This window comes from Corynebacterium sp. MSK158, assembly GCF_030229085.1.
In the GTDB taxonomy this organism is placed as follows: Bacteria; Actinomycetota; Actinomycetes; order Mycobacteriales; family Mycobacteriaceae; genus Corynebacterium.
On sequence record NZ_JASPHJ010000003.1, the window covers coordinates 155,154 to 177,792 of the forward strand.

The following is a 22,639-nucleotide window of genomic DNA, read 5'->3' on the forward strand; positions in this document are numbered from 1 at the left end:
TTGTTGAAGCACAGTAAATACATACGGTGGGTGATTAACGCCCCCACTCTAGCACTGCTTGCTTTATGCCTGAAGTGCGCGCAGCGGGGGCTGCGGCGGCTAGCCAAATAGCCGTATGGGGTTGACCACATCGGCAACAATGACAATGACACCAACGCCCATTAGCAGCGCGGCCATGACATAGGTCACCGGCATCAACTTGGTGTAATCGGCCGGCCCCAGAGCTGGCTTGCCCGCCAGTTTGCGGATGCCATCGCGCAGCTTTTCATAGATGATGACGGCGATATGTCCGCCGTCGAAAGGCGGTAGCGGAATCAGGTTAAAGAGTGCGAGGAAGAAGTTCAGGGTGGCTAGCATCATAAAGAACATCGACCACAGGGAACGCTCTGCCAATTCGCCGCCCACGCGGGAAGCACCGACGACGGACATCGGGCCATCGGCCTCGCGTTCGTGGCCGAAAATGGAGGCCACCACACCCGGAATTTTGCCCGGGAATTGCTTCAGCCCCTCGACCGTTGCGTCCAGCGAGTAGGTGCTAAAGCGCCAGGTTGCCGGTAGGGCCTCGACGGCGCCGTGCTTTTCGACGACATCGATAAGCTGATTACTCAGTCCGATCGAGCCAGCATCCACCAGCTCGCCGTCTTGGTTCAACCGCTTGACCGTATCGAGGTGGACCGAGAAGTCCCTGTCTTCCCCACCGCGCTCAACCGTCAGCGTGATGGTCTCGCCGGGGCGCTGCATTACCTCATCGCGCAGCTGGGTAAAAGAATCCAGCTTCTGACCATCGAGAGCCACAATAATATCGCCCTCCTGCACGCCGGCCTTTCCAGCGGGGCCTTTACCCGTGCACGCCTCTAGCTCTTGGTTCGGCTTCTGATTGGCCGAGCACGTCACCTCACCCACGCGCGGGCGCACATCAGCATCCGGGTTGGGCAAACCAGCCGTCATCGCCACAAAGTAGAGGATGACAAAGCCCAGAATCAGGTTGACACCGATGCCGCCGGCCATCACGATTATGCGCTGCCACCACGGCTTTTTATACATCGCATGGGGCTCTTCTTCCTCGGAGAGGAATTCATCCTGCGCGGTCATGCCAGCGATATCACAAAACCCGCCCACCGGGAAGGCCGCAAGTCCATATTCGGTGTGGCCCTTCCGGAAGGAAAATAGGCGCGGCCCAAAGCCAATAAAATAACGGCGCACGCGCATGCCAAAGGCACGCGCCGTGAGCATATGGCCTGCTTCATGCAACGCTACGGTAAGCCCGATGCCAAGGGCGAAAAACACAATGCCCAGCAAGTTTGCCATGGTGTGAAAGCTTTCTAGTCAGCCAGCGAATCAATCAGCGCATTCGCGCGCCTGCGCGCCTCGCCTTCTACCGCGAGGATTTCATCGAGGCTAGAGACTACACCAGCAAACTCGGATGCGGAATCAAGGATCGTGCCCACGACGTCCACAATTTCCGGGAAATGGATGCGCCCGGACAAGAACGCGGCCGCAGCTTCCTCATTAGCGGCATTATAAATGACCCCTGTTCCATCGGCCGCGGCCCGGCGGGCGAGGCTGACGGCGGGAAAGGCGGCATCGTCAAGCGGCTCAAAACGCCAGTCATGCGCCTGCGCAAAGTCCAAGGCCGGCTGGGCGCCTGGTACGCGGTGCGGCCAATTCAGTGCCAGCGAAATAGGCAGTTTCATCGATGGCGGCGAGACCTGTGCGATAGTGCAGCCGTCCTTGAAGGTGGCCATAGAGTGAATGATGGACTGCGGGTGCACGGTGACGTCGATGCGCTCAGGGGCGATGTCAAAGAGGAGCGTTGCTTCAATAAGCTCCAGGCCCTTATTAATGAGGGTGGCAGAGTTGAGGGTATTCATCTGCCCCATGGACCAGGTAGGGTGCTGCGCTGCCTGCTCAGGGGTCACGTCCCACATCTCTTCGCGCGACCAACCGCGGAAGGGGCCACCAGAGGCGGTAAGGACAAGCTTATCCAGCTCCCCCTCCTCGCCGGCACGCAGGCACTGCGCCATGGCGGAATGTTCCGAGTCAACAGGGATAATCTGGCCAGGGCGCGCCTTTTGCGTAACCAGCGTGCCGCCCGCGACGAGGGATTCCTTATTGGCCAAGGCTAAGTACTCGCCCATTTCCAGTGTGGCCACGGTGGCCTTGAGCCCCAAAGAACCCACCAAGGCATTGAGTACCGTATCGGCCGGGGTCGAGCGCACTAGGTGCTCTGCAGCGTCGGCGCCACTCAAAACCGAACCGCCTAAAGCGGCCGACACCTCGGCCGCGGCGGCCTCGTTGGCCACGGCAACGTGGTCAAACGAAAGGTTGAGGCTACGGGCTTGCTCGATGATGAGCTGCGGGTTGGAGCCACCCGCAGCGATTCCCACGACGTCGAATTTATCGGGATTATCCGCAATGACTTCCAGAGCCTGCGTGCCGATTGAACCGGTGGAACCAAGAATGAGTATTCGCTGAGTAGTCACGCCTCCACCCTAGCGCCCACCACCATTGTGCGGGCGCGGCAGGTACGCCGCACTGCGACGGGGGTGTTTAATCGCCATCTCAGGTGCGATGTTTTAGAATGTGTAACAGACAAATGGCATTGGTGTGCCCGCATGCCCATCGCACAGACGGACACACGCAGAAGCGAAGGAGAGCAAGTGTCTTCCCACAAGCCGGTACCGCAGGTATTTGACGGTGTTTCTACTGAGGACGTTCCATCCGCAGGATTCGGTTGGTCCCGCATCAGCCGCTCTGGCGTACAGATCGCCGGTTGGATCTCTGTCCTGTTCCTGCTTGCCTACAACTTTGGTAACCACAAGGGCCACGTTGAGACCATCTGGCTCATTGCCTTGGCTATCTTGATCGCCGTTGGCCTGCTCATCCACGCTTTCCAGCCTAAGCTGCACCAGGTTCGCACCGTGACCGCCCGCAACCAGCCGGTGGGCCACCAGGAGCCGGACTGGGTCTACGACCAGAAGACCAACACCGGCGCATACGCCGAGCTGACCGATTCCCAGCTGCGCGCGCTCAACATTGAGCCTTCCCGCGTTTCTCACCTGCGCGTTGAGCCAGGCACCAACAACGCCACCCCGGTAACCTCCGGCAAGCACACGCTCTAAGCTTTTAGTACGCTTTAGCTACCGCCGCCCTTCCCTGCGAAGGTCGGCGGTTTCTTTATGCCTCCGCTTGGCGACGCCCCCTCCTACTCACCAACGCATTCTGTCGTTGAGGCCCCACTCCCAGCTCCACGGACCCCATCGCGCCCCGGGGAGGGCCGCGATGGAGCTACTGTCGCGGGGACATAAAGGTTTAAGACACCCAGTGCCCCACCTTGGCGTAAATCTCAGGCAAGGAGTTGTCCACGCGTTTGCCGCTTACCCGGAGGGCGACGATATAACACGCAACGGGAACCGCGATGACGAGGATATACCCCAGTGCAACCAGCGCCATATTCGAGCCGTAGCCGATAGCCATTGGGATGACGCCAGGGATAATCGGCGTCCAGCCAATAAACAAATTCAAAATGGCGCTTAAGAAGGCACTGGCCGAGTAGCCGGATTTATCTGCCCACATACTGCCACCGGGCCGCGCGGTGGCAAAGGGATTAAAGGTGGATAGCAGCAATGACAACCCCGCAGAGGAGATGAAAATTCCCAGTGCGACCACCATCAAGCACCCGGTGAGCGCTTTGTCGGCGCTCACTGCGAAAAGCACTGCCGCCGAGAGGACGAAGGTAATGGTTGTGGGCGCCAAGTGGGCCCAGTGCCGCGCGTAGAGAAACGTGCGCGGACGAACTGGGGCGGCCATCTTTACCCACAGGCTTGGACCGTCATAGCCAAAATCATTTGTGGCTACAATTCCGCCGAAAAGACCCAGAAATAGCACTCCTATAGAAGGCATGACGGAATCAGTAGTAAAGCCCTGAATAATAAAGGCGATTGCCAAAATTGGCTGCATGATGATGGTGCCGATAAGGCGGGAGTCGCGGAAGATGTAGCGCAGCGAGCGCGTAAACTCCATGGCAGCTGGACCGCGATAGGAAAAGGAGCCCAAGGAAAAGCGGTTAATCCCTTTGGCCTTTTCGCGGCGTTGGTGCGCCGGAGACAGGAGTGTGCGGCGCTCGAATTGCAAGCGCAGCAACCGGTGCCACGCCCACACGGCTGCGCCCAGTGACGCCGCGGCGATGAAGAACTGTGCAAGGGCCACCGCCAGTTGACCTTGGGCGAGCGCGAGCGCCCAGCCTACAGGTGCGCCTACTGGCGTCCACGCCAGACCCTCGCCCACAGTTCCCAATGGGAAGTCAGAGTCAGCGAGGGAAGCAAGCCGATTCGAACCAAAGATAAGCAAGAACACCGCCAGCGCACCCAAAACTTTGAGGGTGGTCGAGCTTAGCTCCGCGACGGTAACCCCGACATAGACCGCGAGATCTACTAAGACCAGCGTCAGCACTAGGGCAAAGAGCATGCCCAGGCAGAAGGGCACGATGAACAATGCCTTGCCATTGGCCGCCAAGATCACACTCCCCGCCACCGCGTAGGCGATGGAGAGCAAGACAGATACTGGAGCGCGCAGATTGAGTACTGAGGCAATAGCTAGTGCCGGTGTGATGTCGTTTAACCGCACCGGCAACGCGGAAAGCTCACGGGCAGAAAGCTGATTCTCCCCGCTGGGTATGATGAGGGTGATAACGATAAAGGCGAGCGTGCCTACAGCGGGGGCCACGGTAAGGGCTTGCACGTTCCCAGTTCCGATGGAGATATCTGCCGCAGCAAGAGCCCCTAGCGACGCAAGGCCGATGAGTCCATAGAGCAATAGGCAGATAGGGATCATGACCGCAGCGGCATTCGCCTTGAGATTGCGGACCCACAGTGTGCGGTGCAGCTTGAGGAGCGTCGAAGTCATTGCGCCTACGCCTCCCCTTCCCCGCGCTGCGGCTCGCCGCCTCCACGGCGCAGCCAATCGAAAGAGCCTGCATCAAAATCACTCCCACCAGCAAAGTGGATGAAGGCATCCGTCAGGCTACCGCCCTGGCGCACCTCCTCCACATGGCCAGCAGATAGCACCTGTCCTCCCGCGATGATGGCTACATGATCGCACAAGCCCTCTACCAATTGCATGACGTGTGAAGACAGGATTACGGTGCCACCGCGGGCGGCATAGGCGCGCAAGAGCTCTTGAATGAGCTGGCCCGAGACTGGGTCCACCGCTTCCAAAGGCTCGTCGAGGATCACGACTTCCGGGTTATGCAAGAGCGCACCAGCCAAAAGGATCTTCTTAGTCATGCCGGCGGAATAGTCCGCGATGGGTTTATCGGCGGCGTCGGCAAGCTGCAAGGCGTCCAGCAGCTGTGCGCTGCGGTGCTCCACCTCGGCCTGGTTCATGCTGCGCAACGCGCCAAGATAAAACAGGTACTCTGGACCAGACAAGCGGTCAAAGACGGGAGCGCCATCAATGAGCAGGCCCATCGCCGCCTTGGCCGCAATCGGCTGCTGCCACGTATTGTGCCCAGCGATGAACGCCTCACCGCTATCTGGGCGCAGCAGGCCACACGCCATGGTCAGCATGGTGGTCTTGCCAGCGCCATTTGGGCCAACGATGCCATAAATAGAGCCCCGCGGAATGTCGAGGCTCAAATTCGACACTGCGGGGCGTCCAGTGAAAGATTTATTCAGACCGCGCACGGCAAAGGCCTGCGCGGTGGGGTCATCTGCAAGCGGCGGATAATTCGGAATAATCATATCCGCCAATCTTATCAGTTAGGCGGACTTATCTTCCCGTTCATCTGCTGCGAGCTGACCACACGCCGCCGCAATCTCATCGCCCTTGGTATCGCGCACTGTACAAGGAACGCCCTGGGCCTGCACGCGGCGCACAAACTCGTCCTGGCGGTCCTGCGGAGCTGCATCCCACTCCGAGCCCGGCGTGGGATTGAGCGGAATGACATTGACGTGAACCTTGGAGCCCAACTTTTGATGCAGCTTGCGGCCCAGCATATCCGCGCGGAAATCCTGATCATTCTTATCGCGAATCAGGGCATACTCAATGGACACGCGGCGACCAGACTTATCCGCGTAATAACGCGCAGCATCGAGCACCTCATCGACGGACCAGCGGTTATTGACAGGCACGAGGCCATCGCGCAGCTCATCATCCGGAGTGTGCAAGGAAACGGCGAGCGTGCAGGCCAAATCCTCGTCCGCCAGCTTACGAATTGCCGGAGCCAAGCCCACGGTAGACACGGTCACGTTGCGCTGGGAAAGACCAAAGCCGGCACCATCCTGGCCGGTAATCTGTCGCACGGCCTGCACCACGCGCTTGTAGTTGGCCAGTGGCTCACCCATGCCCATGAAGACCACGTTGGACAGGCGGCCACCTTCTGCTGCCATCGCGGCTGCAGCATGGCGGAACTGCTCAACGATCTCGCCCGTAGACAAGTTGCGGTCTAGACCGCCCTGGCCGGTAGCGCAGAACGGGCAGGCCATACCGCAGCCGGCTTGGGAAGAAATACACAACGTGGCGCGTCCTGGGTAGCGCATCAGAACCGACTCCAGCAGCGTGCCATCATGCAAACGCCACAGGGACTTAGTGGTCTCGCCGTCATCCGTGGAAGTAGTCCGGATAGGCTGCATGAGTTCAGGGAAGAAAGCTTCCTTGACTGCTTCGCGCTTGCCGGCGGGGATATCGGTCATATCCTCCACATTGTCGGTATAGTGCTCGTAATAGTGCTTAGCCAGCTGCTTTGCACGGAATTTAGGCAGGCCAATTTCTGCGAGCTTGTCAATGCGCTCGGTTTCGGTCAAGTCCGCGAAGTGCTTAGGGGGAAGTCCGCGGCGCGGGGCAGAGAAGTTAAGTTTCACTGGTTGAGCCATAGTGTTGCCCATTTTTCCACGGTCTGCGTGGGTTTTTCCAATTGAAAGCCGTGCCAAGTGGCATAATCGACAGGTTTAAAGAAATAATGGATGCATGACAAATCCGAATTACCCCGCAGATGACTTTTCTTCTTCCGACGCAGACCTCTCCTCGACGGAGATGAACACTTCTGCACCGGAAACCGGTTCTAGCCTAGAGCCGACGGTCTCTGACTCTACTTCTCACTCCACCCAGCCTTCCGGCAAGGCCAAGGGATCTTTCGCAGCCAGCACATGGATCGCGCTCATCGTAGGTTTCCTGCTGCTGATTGTTCTCATTGTTTTCATCATGCAAAACCAGCACGAGGTTCCCATGAACTTCCTAGGCTGGTCCGGTGAGTTCCCTGCCGGAATTGCTTTCCTCATCTTCGCCATTGGCGGAGCACTCATCATGGCGCTAGTGGGTGGCTGGCGCATGTTTGAGTTGCGCCGCCAACTTCGCAAGCAGGCTAAGCAGGTATAAGTCTCAAAAAGCCGCCTCCCCCCTTTTCCTGCCTTCTTAGGACGGACTATTGGGGAGAGGCGGCTTTCGCGTACCCGCTGCTTCTATGGCGTAAACGTTGCCAGGAAGCTAATGGCCACCCAGGTGACCATGGCGGAAGGCAGCATGCCATCCAGGCGGTCCATCAAGCCGCCATGGCCTGGCAGCAAGGCCGACATATCCTTGATTCCGAGCTCACGCTTAAACTGGGATTCCACCAAGTCGCCCAAGGTGGCACAAATGACAAGGCCAAGCCCCATCAGGCCACCCACCCAGGCATCGTGATGAAGCAGGAACTTCACGGTAAGCGCGCCGGTGACCACGCCAAAGAGGATGGACCCAGCAAAGCCCTCCCACGATTTCTTGGGGCTCACCGCAGGGGCCATGGGATGCGAGCCAAACATCACGCCAGCGATATAGCCACCAGTATCGGAGGCCACCACGCACAACATGAAGACGACGATGGAAGCGGCACCACTGGCAAACGGGGTCGATACCAGCGACAGCATTGCTGCAAAGGTGGCAAAAAGCGGAATCCACGTCAGCACAAAAATGCCGACGGACATATCCCGCAGGTAGTTAATTGGCGGGCGATGGCGACCATTATGGAAGAGGCGACCAAACATGAGCGCCAGCACAGCGGTGACATAGACCGCAACAAGGCCGGGCGCGCCCAGTGGCCACGAGACCCACACCATGGCTTGGCCCAAAATAATGAGCAGCGTGCGCGGAATATAGTAGGAATGCTCCCGCAGGCGGCTGAGTACCTCCCACATGGCAACGCCAACTGCAAGGGCCACGACCGCGTACCACGCGAATGGGCCGGCCCATACGGCGAGCACGACAAGTGCGCCAAGGCCTACGCCAACGCCGATAGCGGCCGGCAAATCGCGGCCTGCACCATTCTTCGGCTGTGGCAATCGGCGGTTTATGGCATCACTCACCGTGACCGACTCCTTTCGCTGCATCTTTTCGCGCCCCTCGCTAACTTTCACTGCTCGACCTCCCCTACTCTAAACTTCGGATCTGTAGGCCGCGGAACAGAAAAAGCGCCGCCGGCCGAGGACGGGCACGGCGGCAATGATGGGAGGTCTTAGACCTCCATCAGCTCGTTTTCCTTATTTTCTACCAGCTTGTCCACCTGCTCGATGTAGCCGGAAGTAATCTTTTCCATTTCCTTTTCCGCAGCGATGACCTCATCCTCGCCGGCGTCGCCGTCTTTCTGCAGCTTCTTCAACTGCTCCATGGCCTTGCGGCGAATATTACGGATAGCAATCTTGCCGTCCTCGCCCTTGCTCTTGGCCAGCTTCACCATTTCCTTACGACGCTCCTCCGTCAGCTGCGGAACGGTCACGCGCAGAACCTGACCATCGTTGGTGGGATTCACGCCCAAATCCGAGTTGCGGATGGAGTTTTCAATCTCATGAATCATGGACTGCTCATAAGGCTTGATGAGCAGCATGCGCGGCTCTGGTACGGAAATGGTAGCCATCTGGGTAATCGGAGTAGGTACACCGTAGTATTCGGCTACCAAGCCGTTGAACATGGTGGGGTTCGCGCGGCCGGTACGAATGGTCACCAGCTGCTCGCGGGTGTGCTCGACGGAAGCGGTCATGTGCTCTTCTGCTTCGAGCTGAATCTCATCGATCATGAGGTTAAATCATCCTTAAACGAATAGGGGTGGCTGTATAAAAAGGTAGCAGGTTCGCAGCCCTTACAGTATTAGGACTGCACCAGCGTGCCGATAACTTCGCCCCCTGCGGCGCGGGCGATATTGCCCTCCTCCAGCAGGTTAAAGACCAAAATTGGCATATCATTGTCCATGCACAGGCTAAAGGCCGTAGCATCTGCAACCTTGAGGCCCTTTTCAATGACCTCACGCGGAGTGATTTCAGAGTACAGTTCCGCATCCGGGTTGGTGCGCGGGTCATCAGAGTAGACGCCGTCGACCGCCTTGGCCAAGAAAAGAACCTCAGCGCCAATTTCCAGGGCGCGCTGCGCGGCAGTGGTATCCGTGGAGAAGTACGGCATGCCCATGCCGGCGCCAAAGATAACCACGCGCCCCTTTTCCAGGTGGCGTTCAGCGCGCAGCGGCAGGTAAGGCTCGGCAATCTGCGCCATGTTGATGGAGGTCTGCACGCGGCAGTCCACGCCTTGCTGCTTGAGGAAGTCCTGCAATGCGAGGGAATTCATTACCGTGCCCAGCATGCCCATGTAGTCCGAGCGAGCACGATCCATGCCGCGCTGGGAAAGCTCGGCGCCGCGGAAGAAGTTTCCGCCACCGATAACCACTGCAATCTCGATTCCCTGGCGGGAAACCTCGGCGATTTGGCGGGCTACGTTTTCAACCACATCTGGGTCGATGCCGACCTTGCCGCCGCCGAACATCTCACCGCCCAGCTTCAGCATTACTCGCTTGTATCCGGTTCGCTTAATATCTGCAGCAGTCACGCCTACTTCGTCTCCTTAACGCGGGGCAGTTTCAATCTCCGCCCTATCTTACCCATATATCTTTCGCATCCTCACACCGCCCGCCGGTGCAGGCCAGTAGGCAATTGCGACGTGCCGGTCCCTTTCCTGCGGATTGTCCATCCGCACGAGTCGGCACGGTGAGCGCACAACAAAGCCCACGAAGGATAGTCCTTCGTGGGCTAGTTGTTAAAGCGCGGTGGGCTTAAGCGCCAACCTCGTAGCGAACGAAGCCGGTGATGGTGGTGCCAGCTTCTTCAGCAACCTGCTTTACGGTCTTCTTGTTATCAGACAGGGAAGCCTGCTCCAGCAGAACGATGGACTTGAAGAAGCCGTTCAGGCGACCTTCCACGATCTTCGGCAGGGCTGCCTCTGGCTTGCCCTCCTCACGGGTGGTGGCCTCAGCGATCTCGCGCTCCTTTTCAACGATCTCTGCAGGAACGTCCTCGCGGGTGAGGTACTCAGCGTTCATTGCAGCAATCTGCAGCGCTGCAGCGTGAGCGCCTTCCTCGCTACCCTCGTAGGAGACCAGAACGCCCACTGCCGGCGGCAGGTCAGCGGAACGCTGGTGCAGGTAAACGGCAACGTTGTCGCCCTCTACGGTAACTGCACGGCGTGCCTGCAGCTTCTCACCGGTCTTTGCGGACTCCTCGTCCACGACCTCGGAGACCTTCTTGCCGTCGATCTCAATGTTGTTGAGCTCGTCAGCGGAGTTGGCCTTGGCCTCAGCAGCAGCGTCAGCAATCTTGGCTGCGAAAGTCTTGAAAGCTTCGTTCTTAGCAACGAAGTCGGTCTCACAGTTGATCTCGACCATGGTGTTGCCAGAAACGGCGATGAGGCCCTCGGTAGCCTCACGGTCAGCGCGCTTGGAGACGTTCTTAGCGCCCTTGATGCGCAGGTACTCAACAGCCTTGTCGTAGTCGCCGTTGGACTCTTCCAGAGCTTTCTTGCAATCGAGCATGCCGGAGCCGGTAGCTTCGCGCAGTGCCTTGACGTCTGCAGCAGTGTAGTTCGCCATAGTTGGGGCGATCCTCCTTGAAAATCAAACAGTGTTCGTTCAAACAGCGTAGTCGACGCGGTGAAATCGCGCCGCTTTAGGGTGGCAGAAACCACCCCTTTCCTACCTATGCATGAAAGTGGAGCTGGTTTCAGCAGCACCCAGCATAGATAAAACCAACCCCCGCCGCCGTTAAAGCACGGTGGCGGGGGTTGGTAAACAGCCTTGGGCAGGAATTACTCCCCTTGCTGCCCCACACCAAAAGTGCGTGGGGTATTCAGTTAAACGCAGGTGAGGAAATTTCCTAGCGAGAAGTTTAAGACTACTTCTCGGCCTTGTCTGCGGATGCTCCCTCAGACTTTTCCGCGGAAGCCGGGTCGGAAGCTGCGGCAGCTGCCTCAGCGTCACGCTTTTCCTTCTCAGCGGAGTCGCCGGCAGCTTCCTTAGCTGCAGCCAGCTGACGCTCCTCACGAGCCTTCTTGCCTTCCTCAACAGCGGAGGCAACGATGCCGGAGAGCAGCTTGGTGGAGCGGATGGCGTCGTCGTTGCCCGGGATCGGGAAGTCAACGTCGTCCGGGTCGCAGTTGGTGTCCAGGATGGCAACAACTGGGATGTTCAGCTTGTGAGCTTCCTTGACCGCAATGTGCTCCTTGTTGGTATCAACAATCCACAGTGCGGACGGGGTCTTGGCCATATCGGAGATGCCACCCAGAACGCGCTCGAGCTTGGCGCGCTCACGGTTGAGCATGAGAACTTCCTTCTTGGTGCGGCCCTTGTAGCCGTCCTCACGCTCGTCCATTGCCTGAAGCTCCTTCATGCGCTTCAGACGCTTGGAAACGGTCTGGAAGTTGGTGAGCATGCCGCCCAACCAGCGGTGGTTGACGTAAGGCATACCGACGCGGGTTGCTTCCTCAGCAACTGCTTCCTGAGCCTGCTTCTTGGTACCAACGAACAGGATGGTGCCGCCGTGTGCAACGGTTTCCTTGACGAACTCGTAAGCCTCGTCAATGTAGGTCAGCGTCTGCTGCAGGTCGATAATGTAGATGCCGTTACGGTCGGTGAAGATGAAACGACGCATCTTCGGATTCCAGCGACGGGTCTGGTGGCCAAAGTGCACACCAGCGTCGAGGAGCTCGCGCATGGTTACAACTGCCATGATTCGCTCGCTTTCTTTTATCTTGTCTTTCGGTTTTCCAATTGTGCGGTGTTTTATTCCGCACCCTAGCAACGAAGGCCCCGCTGACACCTTGTTTCCAAGGACCACGTCAACCGTCAGGCTGTCTCTTCCTTCCAGCAGGAAGCGACAACTTCGCCGCGCGTAGTCAATGCCTCCACGAGGTGGACACACTGCTGCTCCAAAGAATAATCCCCTTACGCTGGTTTTTCCAAACCGAAGACAGCTTATCCACAACTTCACCGCAGTCACTTTGCATCAATCGTCACAACCGTCTCAATCACATCATGCAACCCAAGTTGTCCACAGCTATAAGGTGAACGGACTTCCCAAACGCTTCATTCCGGCGGACACTGTGCCCATGAATCAGTTCCTTTCCCCCTCCACATTTCCCGCTTGCCGACGCCCCACCTTCCTCCCCACCACTTTCCTCACCCTTCTTTCGATTCTTATTCCGTGTTGCCCACCGGCCACGGCCTATGTCGACCCTGCCTCCGGCAAACCTAGCCCGGCGCGGGTGTTGCGTGGTTTCGATGCCCCAGAACAAAAGTGGAGCCCTGGCCACCGCGGCGTCGACATGGCCCTATCCGTGGGCTCGCCGGTGGTAGCCGCCGAAGACGGCGAAGTCGCCTTTGTGGGCACGGTGGCCGGCAAACCAGTTGTCTCCATTGCCCACGCGGATGGAGTGAGAACGACGTATCAACCTGTGCACGGCTCCGTAAAGCAGGGCCAAGAAGTCCGCGAGGGCCAAGTGATAGGCCGTTTAGGCAATCCCGTCGATGGCTATCCCGGACTGCACTGGGGCGCACTCATCGCAAAAGATACCTACATCGATCCTTTAACCCTGCTGGATATGCCGGTAATTCGCCTCAAACCGCTTTAGGCTCGGGGGTGGGCTTGGTCGTATACGCGCTGCAAGCGCTGCGCGGACACGTGGGTATAAATCTGCGTGGTATTAAGCGAGGAGTGCCCCAGCAGTTCTTGCACTACGCGCAAATCTGCCCCGCCTTCCAATAGGTGGGTTGCGGCAGAGTGGCGCACCCCATGCGGGGTAAGCCCCTGTGTACCAGTGACTTTGGCGGCCTTTGCCACAATGCGGCGCACCTGGCGTTGATCGATGCGCCCTCCCCTGCTGCCAACAAATACAGCTTCAGTTTCGGCCCCGGCGAGTTCTCCACGGCCTTTGCCAATCCACTGCTTTAAGGCGTCTTCCGCTGCGTGCCCGAAAGGCACTACGCGCTGCTTATTGCCCTTACCGGTGACGTGCAAGGTACCGCGTTGAAAATCAATATCGCCCAGGTCCAGCCGGACCAACTCCGCCACGCGCATACCGGAGGCATAGAGCAACTCCAGGATGGCGCTATCGCGAAGAAAGTGGACTTCATCTGCAGAAACCGCATTGCCCATAAGCTCGCCGGCCTGCTCCGGAGCGAGAACCGTTGGAAGGTGACGCCCCACTTTGGGCGTCACTAGGCGGGCAGCAACGTCTCGCTTAAGGTGCCCTTCGCGCACTGCCCAAGTAGAAAACCCCTTCGCTGCCGCGGTGCGCCGTGCCAGAGTGGAACGCGACTTTCCTTCCGCAACAGCCTCTGCCAACCAGTGGCGCAGGCTATTGAGGTCAAACTCCGCGAAGGTAGGCACGCTGCGTGCAAGGTCGCGCAAGTCGGAGCGATACCCGCGCACCGTCGCTTCTGCGCGGCCTTTGACGTGTAGTTGGAAATCCGCAAAGTCCTCAATGGCCTCAGCCATCTGCCCCTCAACTTTCGGAGCCTTCGCGGACTTTCCATCTTCACTCATGCCACAGCAGTGTACTCGCCCTACGCAGGTGCCATTTATTCCGTTTCCCGGCGCGCCCAAGTATTGCCATGCCGGACGACAACGCGCATCTTTTCCAGTGCCAGTAGTAAGTGAACTGTCAGCGGTAATCGGAATCCTGCTTCGCGGGCAATGTCTTCTGCCGTTGCTTTCTCCTGTCCTAGCGGTGGCGTCGCGTCAAAGACGCGCAACTCATTGCGGGAGAGGCGTTGGGTCATGGTTGCCGCAAAATTGATTTCGTACTGTGCGCCTGGGTCTACTTCCCCGGCGCGACTTACTAAGGCGCGAATTTCATCAGCACTGGTAACCAACTGTGCGCGGCCTTCTTGAATGCGCTGGTGGCAGCCCAACGAACCGCTAGTAGTTATCGGCCCCGGCACCGCCATCGCAACTCGCCCAAGCGCTTCTGCCCAGTTGAGGGTGTTCAACGCGCCAGATCGAAATGCCGCCTCCATAACTACGGTACCGTGACTCAATGCTGCCACTAAGCGATTGCGCGTTAAGAACCGGTGGCGCTTCGGCGCGGTTTCCGGCGCGAATTCAGAGATGATGCAACCATTGTCCGCAATCTTGGCGAATAAGTTGGCATTGCGGGCTGGGTAGTCCCTATCGATGCCACACGCTGCTATGGCTACCGTGCGCCCGTTGTTGTGCAACGCTGTTTCGTGCGCGACGGTATCCACTCCCAGCGCGCCGCCGGATATTGGAGTCCATTCATGCTGAACCAATCCGGACACGACGTTGTGGGTGGCCTGCCAGCCATAGCGAGAAATGGCACGAGTACCGACGATGGCCACAGCTTGAGCAACCTCTGCCTGTAATGGTGCACCGCGCACCCACAGGCTATGTGGTGGCAATGCTTGGTCATCAAAAGTAGCTGGGGCCTCCCCGCCGTGCTGATAGAAGCCGAATGCAGAGTCAAACTCCTCTGTGGGCCACTCTGAGCTTTCTGCCGTAATGAGCCGAGCCCCGACCCTTTCGGCTGCCGCCATATCTTCGGCCTGCCGCAACCAGTCATAGCGGGAGGCCGTGCGCGCCAAAAGCGGGCCAATCCAGTCGGCGCGATTGTAGATTCCGTGGGCGATTTCCTCAGCTGGGTATTGCGTAAGCAGGGCCTGCAACGCCGCAGAGGGACCTTCCACCACTCGGTTGAGGTATACCCAGGTGGCATAAGGAGTAGAGAGGTCAAGGTCGGTCATGCTGCGAGCCTCCCGACGTTAATTGAGCCGCGCAGATCGAGCGCGCGCCCCACTTCGTCCAGGTCCGGCTGTGCCTTTCCTGCTAGATCGGCCAGAGTCCAAGAGAGTTTCAATACGCGGTCCACTCCGCGCTGGGATATTTCACCTTCAGCCAAGTAGGCAGACAACATGACCATCGCAGCCTCTGCAGCGGGTCTCTTTCGGCGCAAATAGGACGAAGGAACTTCCCCATTGGTGCGTGCGGTGATGCCATCCGCCCACCAGCGTGCGGCGGCGCGCTCACGGGCAGCGGCGACGCGCTCGGCGATGACTGCGGATTCCTCTTCACCGTCCGCGTTAATTGTTGCCGCCTGCCCGCTTAAGGTGACCACCATATCCAGACGGTCTCGCAACGGTCCGGAGAGATTGGAGAGGTAGTTCATTCGTTCATGGGGGTTGCATCTGCACTTAGACGGGTCTTCGGCCGCACACCTGCACGGGTTTGCCGCCATGACCAATTGGAAGCGAGCAGGATAGGTAACCTCGCGGCGCGAGCGCGCCAACCGCACGTGTCCTTCCTCCAGCGGTGCACGCAGACCATCGAGTACCGGCGCGGCTACCTCACTGGCCTCGTCGAGAAAGAGCACACCATTGTGAGCCAAACTCACCGCACCAGGGCGCGGATGTCCGGAACCGCCGCCAAGTAATGCCGCCCGAGTAACTGAGGCATGCGGGGCGATGAACGGGGCGCGCTCGATGACCTCACCTGGGGTTCCGGTCAGCGAATGAATTGCGGTGGTTTCGACCTGCTGGTCCGGGGTAAGTGTAGGCAGGATGGTGGGCAGGCGTGAGGCGATCATGGACTTTCCTGATCCTGGCGGCCCAATCATCATCAAGTGATGGCCACCGGCTGCAGCAACCTCGGCAGCCCATTTGGCATTAGCTTGGCCAGCGATATCGCTAAAGTCGAGTCGCGACGCCGCCGCAGGCGCGGGGCTGAGCGACCCCGAAAAGCTCGCCGCCTGCGGCAGCCCACGGTTTCCGCAGGCCCATCCGAAAGCTTCCTGCAAAGACGAAGCAACCAGTACGTCCATGTCCGGCACCAATGTCGCCTCGGCGGCATTGCCAGGCGGAACGATAAGAGTTGTTATTCCCTGTTCCCGTGCAGCAAGGAGGGCAGGGATAATGCCCGCTACAGGACGAACGGAGCCGTCGAGACCGAGCTCGCCTAAGACCAAGGTGCGCTGGAGACGTTGGGCGGGCGAGGGAGTACTGCCATAAGATGGGAAGTCGGCCTCCGCCTGGGCCGCCAGAATCGCAAGCGCTATGGGTAGGTCAAAGTGGGACCCGGATTTGGGAAGCGAAGCCGGGGACATGGAGACCACCACTTTGGTCTTGGGCCAGGGCAGATGGGAATTAAAGGCTGCGGTCCTGATCCTGTCCCGAGATTCGGAGATTGCGGTATCCGTCTGGCCTACAACGTGTATCCCTGGCAGCCCGTGGCCAACATTTGCTTCTACCTCAACCAACTGAGCTAGGACTCCGTTGAGGGACATGGTCAAACAATTACCTAGAGCCATCTTCAACCCCCTTGAAGTGTTCCAGCGCAAACCCCTGCCCGCGCGCGACCAAGGCAATAACGTCGAATCGCACCTCAGCCAGTGGCTTTCCATCAAGCCACTGTGCCGCGGCTTTACGCAGTCGCGCGAGCTTCTGCGGGGTTACGGCCTCAGCTACCCCGTAGCGGGAATTGGCGCGGGTCTTAACCTCAACAAAGACGATGGTTCCATCCGCCTCCCGGGCGATAAGGTCGATTTCTCCCACCCGATAAGTGACGTTGGCAGCAATTATTTCTGCCCCGCGTTCGCGCAGATAGCGCGCTGCGAAGGCCTCTCCCCTTTTTCCTAAGACTTGTTTATGACGGGGCTTCTTCGTGGCCAAGCGGTGTTCTGAATTAAAGTGCATTGCGGTTTCCTTGTGCGTTGGGAAATTCATTGGCCAGCACAGAACACCGCAGCTGGCAAGGCTTACACAAGGGACGCAATAGCAAAAAGGCCCTAGCTGTGGATAACCAGGCTCTGCACCTCTGTTATCCACAGCTAGGGCGCGGCGCCGCGTGCGCCGGCTTGACAAACTTATTCCGGCATCATGAATTCCGGCTTATCCAGCTCCTCGATGTTTACGTCCTTGTAGGTGATAACGCGGACGTAGCGCACAAAGCGCGCGGAGCGGTACATATCCCATACCCAAGCATCAGACATGCGCACCTCGTAGTAGACATCAGGTCCAGAGGTATGCGGAATAAGCTCTACCGCATTAGCCAGATAAAAGCGCCGCTCAGTTTCAACGACATAGGAAAACTGGCTGACAACGTCCCGGTACTCGCGGTAGAGGGACAGCTCTACCTCAGCCTCGTAGTTATCGAGTTCCTCTGCACTCACGGTGGACCTCCAGGTTGTGGGTTAGCTCGCTTAAGCTTAGCGCGAGAAAGGCTAGATTTTAGCTAGGCACGCGCGGCAAACTCCGCATGAGCGCGGCGGACATTCTCATAGCTCATCCGGTGCTCCGGACACGCTCCAAGCACCGCAATTGCGGCCTCATGCGCCTTGGTTCCGTACCCCTTATGGCTGGCCAACCCGTACCCGGGGTACCGCGCATCCAGCTCGTGCATCAGGTGGTCGCGACTGACTTTGGCCAACACACTCGCCGCGGCGATACACCGCGCGGCCGCATCGCCGCCGATAATGGGCAGGTGGGGTTGGGTGAGGCCGGGGATAAAGAGGGCGTCGGTAAGCACATAGCCCGGACGTGCTTCCAGGCGCGCAACTGCCCTGCGCATGCCGGAAATATTGGCGTGCTGGATGCCGCGCTTATCGATGTCCCCGGCACCAATATGCACCACAGACCAGTCCACAGCCTTGTCTTTAATGAGTGGAAAAAGCTTCTCGCGCTGTTTGGGGGTGAGCTTCTTGGAGTCAGTAAGCTCCGCCAACTCCTTGATCGGCCGATCAGGCATCACACAGGCCGCGATGGTGATTGGTCCACAGCAGGCACCGCGTCCAGCCTCATCCACGCCAGCTACCGGACCTAAACCGGCCTTGCTCAATGCGACCTCGTAGGTGCGTCGCTGTTTAAGCCGCCGCATGCGAAATTTCCGGGTGCTGCACCCCGCCCCAACGCGAAAGCGGCAAAATGACGGCCTCGACGCGTCCGCGGACGTTGTCTACCGGCACGGTGCCTTGCAGATGGTCGCCCAAGTGTGCACGGGAGTCGAGGGAGTTGGTGCGATTATCACCCATCACCCAAAGGTTTCCTTCGGGGACGGTAACAGGGCCAAAATACTCACCGCCGCACTCTCGCGAGCCCACGCTGGGGTCTACGGGAATCTCCGGCGGATCGAGAACGAAGGATTGGTCAATAGGCTTTCCGTCCACCATGACCGCAGAGTCGCCAGCCTGACAACTCACCGTCTGCCCGCCGGTAGCAATCACGCGCTTGACAAGGATATTTTCCCCATTAGGAAGCAGCCCTACGGCTGCCAAAGCGTTCTGCGCGCCGCGCACAAAGATATTGCGCGAGCGCTTGACCTGGAACTCGTTATTCCACGACTCGGGCCCTTCAAAAACCACCACCTCCCCGGGCTTGGGGTCCGTGAAGTAGTAGCTGACCTTTTGCACGGCAATGCGATCATTTTTGCAGCCGGCACACCCGTGCAGGGTCGGTTCCATCGAAGCAGAAGGAATGACATACATCCGCCCCACCAGCGCCTGCAAGAGTACTAGCAGGACAAAGCCTGTCACCACGGGGATGAGAAAATCCCGGGTGCGCAGGCGTTGGGAGGAAGGCTTATTCCTGAATGTCCGGGTCATCGACCCCACCTATGCGGGTAAACGGCCAAAATACGAATTTCACCTTGCCGCGGACGTTTTCTACTGGAACCGTGCCATGGAACTTATCGGTCATGTGGTAGCGAGAATCGGCCGAAGCAGTACGGTTATCGCCCATCACCCAGATATTGTCCTCCGGTACCTCGACGGGACCAAAGTACGGACCACCGCAGGCCTCCGAGCCTGTCGACTCATCTACCGGGTAGGTAGGCGGGTCTTGCACATAGTCTTGCTCGATGGGCTTGCCATCTACCATGACGGCAGAATCGCCCTCCTGGCAGGACACCGTCTGTCCGCCAGTAGCAATCACACGCTTGACCAGTGTGTTTTCATCTGGCGGTGCCAAGGATACGAAGCTCAACGCATCCTGTATGCCGTGAATTACCGGATTGGACGAGCGCGGTGAGACGTAGCTGGAATTCCAGTCCTCGGTACCCTTGAATACCACGACATCGCCCGGCTCTGGCTCGCCGTCACCGTAGTAAGAGATCTTTTCCGTAAAGATACGGTCATTTGTGCAGCCCTCGCAGCCGTGGAGAGTCGGCTCCATCGAACCCGATGGGATCACATACTGCCGGCCGATAAAGTTCTGGAATAGTCCGACGATCACGAGAACCGTCGCCACGACCAGAAGTGTTTCCAGCAGCCACGGCATTTCCTTCTTCTTAGTCGCCTCTTTGCCTTGCTGGGTGGCGTCTCCCTGTACTGGGTGGGCCCCCTCGCCTTCTGACGGCTGTTCCTGCGAGATGCTGTCTTTATTCACGCGCTAGATCCTAGCAACCCCACGCCCAATGTCCGGTCTTATCCCCCTCGCGGCAGGGGGATTCACAGTCAACTTTTCGTTTGCGGCCTTCCCCCTTGACATGAGGATGAAGGGAATTAGGAAAATAGAAATCCCCCTGCACCCACGGTTGGGTGCAGGGGGATGCTGGCGCGCAGCGCGCTAGTACTAGCGACGCTCCTTGATGCGAGCCTTCTTGCCGCGCAGATCGCGCAGGTAGTAGAGCTTCGCACGGCGGACGCGGCCACGGCGGGAGACCTTGATGGACTCCAGGTTCGGGGAGTGAACCGGGAAGGTACGCTCAACGCCGATACCGAAGGAGACCTTACGGACAGTGAAGGTCTCACGGATGCCGGAGCCCTGACGACGGATGCAGATGCCCTTGAAGAGCTGTGCACGCTCGTTGTTGCCCTCGATAACCTTCACGTTAACGTCGAGGGTATCGCCTGGGCGGAAGGACGGGATATCGTCGCGCAGCTGTGCTGCATCAACCTTGTCAATAATGTTGGACATGCCAATATTCCTTTTCAGTTTGGGACAGAGGACCCTAGCGGCATACTGCCTAACCGGTTCGTGCCCGTTACATAGAACGGTGTACTACTTTTCCATATTCGCCAGCAAGAACCAAATTCTTCTATAGCTGGCCCTGGCCCCACCCAAACTATGCCGCCGCAGTGGACTTTGCACGAAAGAGGTGTTCATCAACAATTCTTGCAGTACCTAGGTGACGCGCACGGAAAACCGCTTGAGACACTAAAAGCGCAAACAGTGCGGTCACGACCAGCACCCCCATGCCGGTCCAGAAAGTCGTATCATAAATTCCGTCAGTAGCGCGCGTAAAGGCATCCTTTACATAGGCCATCGGATGGAGGGGGTGAACAACGCTGAGCGGCCGCGGAATAGCGGCTACCGGCCACACACCGCCGAAGACCATCACACCTAAAGCGAAGAGTCCCGCGGCAAACACACCACCTACCTTTCGCCCAAACGTCACCAAAAAGAACTGGTAGGTTGCCGCGCCTGCTGCAGCTATCGCCGCTATCACCCCAAGTATCATTGGCCAGCTTTCAGGTACCCAGCCCAGCGTCGCAGACATGAGCGCCATAAATGCTAGAACAAGAAAGTTGAGAATAGTTAGTACGCCAAAAGCTCCAAGTATTCCGCGCGCTGGATGCACCACACGGACTCCTCGTCGGCCTAAGTAATACGGAAGCATCAAAGCTACAAGCAGCATGACGAGGAAGCCAAAGACGAGGACCAAAAGAAGTGAGGCACCGCCGGTAATGTCCTTGCGAGTAGGGTCCAAGGGGTTTACCACGGTTTGAACCGGATGCACATTGGACGCCGTGAAGTTGATAGGCACGGCCATGTTTTGAGCCGACTTATCGGGCTTGGAAATAGTTGGCGCTTTGGCTACTCCATCCGCCAGCTTCTGGGATAGTTCACCGGAACCAGACTTGAGCTTATCCATACCGCCTTTAAGCTCGGCACCTCCGGCCGCTAACCGGTCGGTTCCTTCTTTAAGAGTACCGGTACCTGCATGAAGGCGGGTGGCACCATCGTGCAGCTGCGAGGCTCCATCGCTTAGCTCTCCCACGCCTCCACGAAGCTGCTTGGTTCCATCCGAAAGACGATGGGCGCCAACATTGAGCTTATTCATTCCCCCCAGATACTCCGAGTTGGGATCTGAAAGGTTGTAATGTAGCTGACCAGTCCCCTCCGAAAGCTGCTCGAGTTTATCCACCATGTTTCCGCTCGCTTCAGGGTCAAGCTTGGATACGAGCGAATTGAGTTGCTCTGCCTGCTGCTCCATACCTAAATTGCGCAATGCGCCTACCAGCTGCGACAGTGCTGGGACCACAATCTGGGCCTGCTTAAGCACTGGAGTAAGCATTCCCGTGAGCTGATTGACTCCACCATCAATCTGGCCGGCACCGTCAGCAAGACGGCCAGTTCCAGAAAGCAGTTTATCGGACCCTGTGGCAAGCTGAGCCGCACCTTCATCGAGCTGGACCGCACCCTCATCGAGACGCCCAACCCCTTCATTGAGGCGAGCGGTTCCATCGACCAAAGACGAGGTTCCGTCATTAATCTTTCCGGCACCAGCTCCCAATTCTTGGATTCCACCGACAGCACGGCTACCGCCCTCCTGAAGCTTCCCAGCGCCCTGATCAAGACGCCCAGCGCCGTCGGCGGCATTGCCTAGGCCGTCACTTAGTTTGTTGAGCCCCTCAATTACCTGGTCAGCGTATTTCTTCGAAATCGCGTTTTCCACACTGGTTTGCACCTGGGGAATCAGACTTGAGGAAATGACGGAACCATTGGACCCGTAAAAGTCGTTACTAGCAAAATGGATTTCGGGTTTGACGGGATTGTCACTGATGATGGTCACCGCCCGCTGGGAAAAATCTTTGGGGATGGTCACCACCATCAAATACTTGCCCTTGATTAGGCCTTCATCACCCTCAGTCTTTTCCACCTCTGTGAAATTGAGGTAGTCGGTATCTAGCAATCCTTCTACCACCTGGTCACCGTAGTTGGTGTACGTGTCCTGCTTATCTACGCCCACGTCCTCATTGACCACCGCCAAGTCGATCTTGCGCATGTACTTGGAAGGGTCCCACATCGCCCACATCATGGTCCCGGCAATAATGATGGGCGCAACCAAGAAGAACACTATGCATACTCGGGCCACCACGCTGCGGGGCCGCCAATCGAGTAGGCGGTGCCAACCCAATACTCCCCTGCCGTAACCTCTTTTAGCCCCGTTGCTCATTTCTTTCTCCTTGCACTAAACAGTGACTCGAACGATCGGATATTTAGTTTTGCCAAACTTACCATTTTGGGTTGATATCCGCGCATATTGAACACCAATCCATTCAAAACTTGTATCCGAACAGGAAAAGCTCCCATCGCCTACGGCGATGGGAGCTACACAGCTGGGCG

General features: G+C 58.1%; 23 protein-coding genes. 3 read left to right on the top strand and 20 right to left on the bottom strand.

Going from position 1 to position 22,639, the window contains the following annotated elements:
- Window positions 1-99 precede the first annotated feature (99 nt).
- Entirely contained in the window at window positions 100-1,308 is a 1,209-nt protein-coding gene (locus tag QP915_RS03980) for a M50 family metallopeptidase (RefSeq protein ID WP_284768163.1), read from the bottom strand.
- A gap of 14 nt (window positions 1,309-1,322) precedes the next feature.
- The gene (gene dxr, locus QP915_RS03985; RefSeq protein ID WP_284768165.1) at window positions 1,323-2,483 is read right to left on the bottom strand and encodes a 1-deoxy-D-xylulose-5-phosphate reductoisomerase; all 1,161 of its coding nucleotides are present in this window, start codon (window positions 2,481-2,483) and stop codon (window positions 1,323-1,325) included.
- A gap of 132 nt (window positions 2,484-2,615) precedes the next feature.
- Here dxr and QP915_RS03990 point away from each other — a divergent pair, with 132 nt between their 5' ends.
- Complete coding sequence (locus QP915_RS03990; protein ID WP_284768167.1) at window positions 2,616-3,122, top strand: DUF2631 domain-containing protein; 507 nt, start codon at window positions 2,616-2,618, stop codon at window positions 3,120-3,122.
- Between the two features lie 190 nt (window positions 3,123-3,312).
- On the opposite strand, the gene QP915_RS03995 is transcribed toward QP915_RS03990, so the two are convergent.
- Genes QP915_RS03995 through rlmN form a run of 3 tightly spaced genes read right to left on the bottom strand, consistent with a single transcriptional unit; the run spans window position 3,313 to window position 6,872 of the window.
- Window positions 3,313-4,905 carry a hypothetical protein gene (locus tag QP915_RS03995; protein ID WP_284768168.1) on the bottom strand — a complete coding sequence of 531 codons (1,593 nt, stop codon included), beginning with the start codon at window positions 4,903-4,905 and terminating at the stop codon, window positions 3,313-3,315.
- 5 nt (window positions 4,906-4,910) lie between these two features.
- Entirely contained in the window at window positions 4,911-5,741 is an 831-nt protein-coding gene (locus QP915_RS04000; RefSeq protein WP_284768170.1) for an ABC transporter ATP-binding protein, read from the bottom strand.
- 18 nt (window positions 5,742-5,759) lie between these two features.
- Entirely contained in the window at window positions 5,760-6,872 is a 1,113-nt protein-coding gene (gene rlmN, locus QP915_RS04005; RefSeq protein ID WP_502869317.1) for a dual-specificity RNA methyltransferase RlmN, read from the bottom strand.
- A gap of 94 nt (window positions 6,873-6,966) precedes the next feature.
- Between rlmN and QP915_RS04010 the strand changes: the two genes are divergently transcribed.
- The gene (locus QP915_RS04010; protein WP_284768173.1) at window positions 6,967-7,374 is read left to right on the top strand and encodes a LapA family protein; all 408 of its coding nucleotides are present in this window, start codon (window positions 6,967-6,969) and stop codon (window positions 7,372-7,374) included.
- Between the two features lie 83 nt (window positions 7,375-7,457).
- On the opposite strand, the gene QP915_RS04015 is transcribed toward QP915_RS04010, so the two are convergent.
- The 5 genes from QP915_RS04015 to rpsB all read right to left on the bottom strand — a co-directional run bounded on the left by QP915_RS04015 (window position 7,458) and on the right by rpsB (window position 12,014).
- Complete coding sequence (locus QP915_RS04015; protein ID WP_284768174.1) at window positions 7,458-8,360, bottom strand: phosphatidate cytidylyltransferase; 903 nt, start codon at window positions 8,358-8,360, stop codon at window positions 7,458-7,460.
- A gap of 125 nt (window positions 8,361-8,485) precedes the next feature.
- Entirely contained in the window at window positions 8,486-9,043 is a 558-nt protein-coding gene (frr, locus tag QP915_RS04020) for a ribosome recycling factor (protein ID WP_005325221.1), read from the bottom strand.
- 71 nt (window positions 9,044-9,114) lie between these two features.
- Window positions 9,115-9,801: a UMP kinase gene (gene pyrH / locus QP915_RS04025; protein WP_239277749.1), complete on the bottom strand. Its 687-nt coding sequence runs from the start codon at window positions 9,799-9,801 to the stop codon at window positions 9,115-9,117.
- A 265-nt stretch (window positions 9,802-10,066) separates the two neighbouring features.
- Window positions 10,067-10,879 (bottom strand): translation elongation factor Ts, encoded by an 813-nt coding sequence (gene tsf, locus QP915_RS04030; RefSeq protein WP_005325225.1) that lies wholly within the window; start codon window positions 10,877-10,879, stop codon window positions 10,067-10,069.
- Between the two features lie 301 nt (window positions 10,880-11,180).
- Entirely contained in the window at window positions 11,181-12,014 is an 834-nt protein-coding gene (gene rpsB, locus QP915_RS04035) for a 30S ribosomal protein S2 (protein WP_284768176.1), read from the bottom strand.
- Between the two features lie 379 nt (window positions 12,015-12,393).
- Between rpsB and QP915_RS04040 the strand changes: the two genes are divergently transcribed.
- Complete coding sequence (locus tag QP915_RS04040) at window positions 12,394-12,915, top strand: M23 family metallopeptidase (RefSeq protein ID WP_284768178.1); 522 nt, start codon at window positions 12,394-12,396, stop codon at window positions 12,913-12,915.
- Here QP915_RS04040 and QP915_RS04045 read toward each other — a convergent pair.
- The 10 genes from QP915_RS04045 to QP915_RS04090 all read right to left on the bottom strand — a co-directional run bounded on the left by QP915_RS04045 (window position 12,912) and on the right by QP915_RS04090 (window position 22,469).
- A complete protein-coding gene (locus QP915_RS04045) occupies window positions 12,912-13,829 on the bottom strand; it encodes a tyrosine recombinase XerC (protein ID WP_284768180.1) in 918 nt (305 codons plus the stop codon). The genes QP915_RS04040 and QP915_RS04045 overlap by 4 nt on opposite strands.
- Window positions 13,830-13,864: 35 nt before the next feature.
- Window positions 13,865-15,046: a DNA-processing protein DprA gene (gene dprA / locus QP915_RS04050; RefSeq protein ID WP_284768182.1), complete on the bottom strand. Its 1,182-nt coding sequence runs from the start codon at window positions 15,044-15,046 to the stop codon at window positions 13,865-13,867.
- A complete protein-coding gene (locus tag QP915_RS04055) occupies window positions 15,043-16,605 on the bottom strand; it encodes a YifB family Mg chelatase-like AAA ATPase (RefSeq protein ID WP_284768183.1) in 1,563 nt (520 codons plus the stop codon). The genes dprA and QP915_RS04055 overlap by 4 nt, the downstream gene beginning before the upstream one ends.
- Complete coding sequence (locus QP915_RS04060; RefSeq protein ID WP_284768185.1) at window positions 16,592-16,990, bottom strand: YraN family protein; 399 nt, start codon at window positions 16,988-16,990, stop codon at window positions 16,592-16,594. Before QP915_RS04060 ends, QP915_RS04055 begins: the two co-directional genes overlap by 14 nt.
- A gap of 170 nt (window positions 16,991-17,160) precedes the next feature.
- Window positions 17,161-17,466 (bottom strand): DUF2469 domain-containing protein, encoded by a 306-nt coding sequence (locus QP915_RS04065; protein ID WP_005325239.1) that lies wholly within the window; start codon window positions 17,464-17,466, stop codon window positions 17,161-17,163.
- Window positions 17,467-17,528: 62 nt separating this feature from the next.
- A complete protein-coding gene (locus QP915_RS04070; RefSeq protein ID WP_284768187.1) occupies window positions 17,529-18,170 on the bottom strand; it encodes a ribonuclease HII in 642 nt (213 codons plus the stop codon).
- Window positions 18,157-18,894 (bottom strand): signal peptidase I, encoded by a 738-nt coding sequence (gene lepB / locus QP915_RS04075; protein ID WP_284768189.1) that lies wholly within the window; start codon window positions 18,892-18,894, stop codon window positions 18,157-18,159. Before lepB (QP915_RS04075) ends, QP915_RS04070 begins: the two co-directional genes overlap by 14 nt.
- On the bottom strand, window positions 18,872-19,675 hold the full coding sequence (gene lepB, locus QP915_RS04080; protein WP_284768190.1) for a signal peptidase I: 804 nt from the start codon (window positions 19,673-19,675) through the stop codon (window positions 18,872-18,874). The genes lepB (QP915_RS04075) and lepB (QP915_RS04080) overlap by 23 nt, the downstream gene beginning before the upstream one ends.
- 186 nt (window positions 19,676-19,861) lie before the next feature.
- A complete protein-coding gene (gene rplS, locus QP915_RS04085) occupies window positions 19,862-20,206 on the bottom strand; it encodes a 50S ribosomal protein L19 (protein ID WP_005325245.1) in 345 nt (114 codons plus the stop codon).
- A 148-nt stretch (window positions 20,207-20,354) separates the two neighbouring features.
- Window positions 20,355-22,469: a YhgE/Pip family protein gene (locus QP915_RS04090; RefSeq protein WP_284768191.1), complete on the bottom strand. Its 2,115-nt coding sequence runs from the start codon at window positions 22,467-22,469 to the stop codon at window positions 20,355-20,357.
- Window positions 22,470-22,639 lie beyond the last annotated feature (170 nt).

Excerpts from the sequence above, each read along its gene's own strand:
- pyrH (WP_239277749.1), bottom strand. The coding sequence starts at position 9,801 with ATGCTGAAGCTGGGCGGTGAGATGTTCGGCGGCGGCAAGGTCGGCATC.
- dprA (WP_284768182.1), bottom strand. The coding sequence starts at position 15,046 with ATGACCGACCTTGACCTCTCTACTCCTTATGCCACCTGGGTATACCTC.
- QP915_RS04045 (WP_284768180.1), bottom strand. The coding sequence starts at position 13,829 with ATGAGTGAAGATGGAAAGTCCGCGAAGGCTCCGAAAGTTGAGGGGCAG.
- QP915_RS04070 (WP_284768187.1), bottom strand. The coding sequence starts at position 18,170 with ATGCGGCGGCTTAAACAGCGACGCACCTACGAGGTCGCATTGAGCAAG.
- QP915_RS03980 (WP_284768163.1), bottom strand. The coding sequence starts at position 1,308 with ATGGCAAACTTGCTGGGCATTGTGTTTTTCGCCCTTGGCATCGGGCTT.
- frr (WP_005325221.1), bottom strand. The coding sequence starts at position 9,043 with ATGATCGATGAGATTCAGCTCGAAGCAGAAGAGCACATGACCGCTTCC.
- QP915_RS04060 (WP_284768185.1), bottom strand. The coding sequence starts at position 16,990 with ATGCACTTTAATTCAGAACACCGCTTGGCCACGAAGAAGCCCCGTCAT.
- QP915_RS04000 (WP_284768170.1), bottom strand. The coding sequence starts at position 5,741 with ATGATTATTCCGAATTATCCGCCGCTTGCAGATGACCCCACCGCGCAG.
- QP915_RS04040 (WP_284768178.1), top strand. The coding sequence starts at position 12,394 with ATGAATCAGTTCCTTTCCCCCTCCACATTTCCCGCTTGCCGACGCCCC.
- rlmN (WP_502869317.1), bottom strand. The coding sequence starts at position 6,872 with ATGGCTCAACCAGTGAAACTTAACTTCTCTGCCCCGCGCCGCGGACTT.
- rplS (WP_005325245.1), bottom strand. The coding sequence starts at position 20,206 with ATGTCCAACATTATTGACAAGGTTGATGCAGCACAGCTGCGCGACGAT.
- QP915_RS04090 (WP_284768191.1), bottom strand. The coding sequence starts at position 22,469 with ATGAGCAACGGGGCTAAAAGAGGTTACGGCAGGGGAGTATTGGGTTGG.
- rpsB (WP_284768176.1), bottom strand. The coding sequence starts at position 12,014 with ATGGCAGTTGTAACCATGCGCGAGCTCCTCGACGCTGGTGTGCACTTT.
- QP915_RS04010 (WP_284768173.1), top strand. The coding sequence starts at position 6,967 with ATGACAAATCCGAATTACCCCGCAGATGACTTTTCTTCTTCCGACGCA.
- QP915_RS03990 (WP_284768167.1), top strand. The coding sequence starts at position 2,616 with ATGCCCATCGCACAGACGGACACACGCAGAAGCGAAGGAGAGCAAGTG.
- QP915_RS04015 (WP_284768174.1), bottom strand. The coding sequence starts at position 8,360 with ATGCAGCGAAAGGAGTCGGTCACGGTGAGTGATGCCATAAACCGCCGA.
- QP915_RS03995 (WP_284768168.1), bottom strand. The coding sequence starts at position 4,905 with ATGACTTCGACGCTCCTCAAGCTGCACCGCACACTGTGGGTCCGCAAT.
- lepB (WP_284768189.1), bottom strand. The coding sequence starts at position 18,894 with ATGACCCGGACATTCAGGAATAAGCCTTCCTCCCAACGCCTGCGCACC.
- tsf (WP_005325225.1), bottom strand. The coding sequence starts at position 10,879 with ATGGCGAACTACACTGCTGCAGACGTCAAGGCACTGCGCGAAGCTACC.
- QP915_RS04055 (WP_284768183.1), bottom strand. The coding sequence starts at position 16,605 with ATGGCTCTAGGTAATTGTTTGACCATGTCCCTCAACGGAGTCCTAGCT.